This is a genomic window from Parashewanella sp. 2210YD4-3 (assembly GCF_056591735.1).
In genome coordinates, this window is sequence record NZ_JBWQOG010000028.1 from 1 (window position 1) to 1,457 (window position 1,457).

Annotated in this window: 1 protein-coding gene; it reads right to left on the reverse strand. The window is 41.7% G+C overall.

What is annotated here, in order from left to right:
- Positions 1–421: 421 nt before the first annotated feature.
- Positions 422–1,457, reverse strand: a 1,036-nt coding sequence (locus tag AC1EU0_RS19145; RefSeq protein WP_480304371.1) for an IS110 family RNA-guided transposase, incomplete at its 5' end; no start/stop codon positions are given.

Consider the following 1,457-nt stretch of genomic DNA (forward strand, 5'->3'; position numbering starts at 1 on the left):
AGAAGTCAGTGCCTTTGGTGCTTTTAACAATATCTCTTACTTCGTCTGTCTGATCCGCCATCAAGTCATCACTTACGGCAAACACATATTGAGGCTCTCTTATTGTGGTCTCACCACGGCCTGCTTCGGTGGTACAGCTTATTGAGCAGGGGCACTAGACATTTATCGGTTAACCCTAGTCTGGCACTATTCAAGCAAAGTGGTCAGCGTTAGCGCCGAGTTAGTTTCAGGCTCAGCTAAGGTGTAAGTGATAAATTGTTTAAAGCTTATAATGCGTGCCAATGATGCAGCTAATCAAGCAAGCAGGCTGCCCATGGCGGTCCATCTATCAATAGTTTAGCTTTCACTAAGGGCGTATTGATATCGGTTTCAGACTCTGGAGTGTAGCCAGTTAGACGTTCAGCTCACATCATTGCACGACTTAACTCGTTAGAAATCGTTTTTCATCAAATACCGTTTTGTTCCTTAACATGAAATAGACACAACGTCCGATTTTGTGTGCCAGCGCTGATAAGGCTTTGCCTTTGCTCATGCGCTTTTGGAGTTTATCGAGATACTTTTTGGCTTTATCATTGCCTCTTAAATAAAGCACTGCCGCTTCACTGAATGCCCACTTAAGATGAGCATTACCAATTTTGCCTCCTTGGGTGCCATAAGTCTTACCGTTGGATTCGGCTTTACATTTGATGAGCCGACTGTAAGAGGCAAACTTTTGTACCGTCTCAAAACGCCTGATATCACCTATTTCATACAGTATGGTGAGTGCTAGGATTTGTCCTATGCCTGGAAACGTATTGAGGATTTGATAATCTTGTGGGTTGTGCTGCTTAGCATTTTTTAAAATGAAGTGTTCAACTTGGCTTAACTCTTTGCTGTAAAAATCTATGATGTTTAAATCCATGTCAATACTGCGCTGAGCAGCTTTATCATCAAACACGTTACGTAGCTTTTCTCTTTCAGATGGATAACGCAAGTTCACGTCATGGGCTGGTAAATTATATTGACTGAAAGTGTTCGATACGTGCGCTTTTAAATCGGCACCATGACGAACGATACGAGTACGTCGTCTCAGTAAATCACGTGTTGCACGCATCACTTCAGGATAATCATAAGCCACGGGGAAATTACCTCCTCGCAATAGATTGGCTATTTTATAAGAATCGATTTTGTCGTTTTTCGCTTTAGCACAATGAATCACACGCATGTATAAAGCATGGCCTAAAACAAAATCTATCAGGTGTTGTTGACAAAAATTGCTAACCCAATACCAGCAATGCATGCACTCAACACCTAGAACTAAGCCTTTAAGGTATGGCGATATCAAGTTCATCAACGCTGCTGGACAGGCTTTTATCTTTTTGTGCTCTAGCTTGTTACCTTTATCGTCGATGATACAAACGTACAGCATTCTGGCATGTAAATCGATTCCACAGTAATATGGATGCAATCTGTTATAG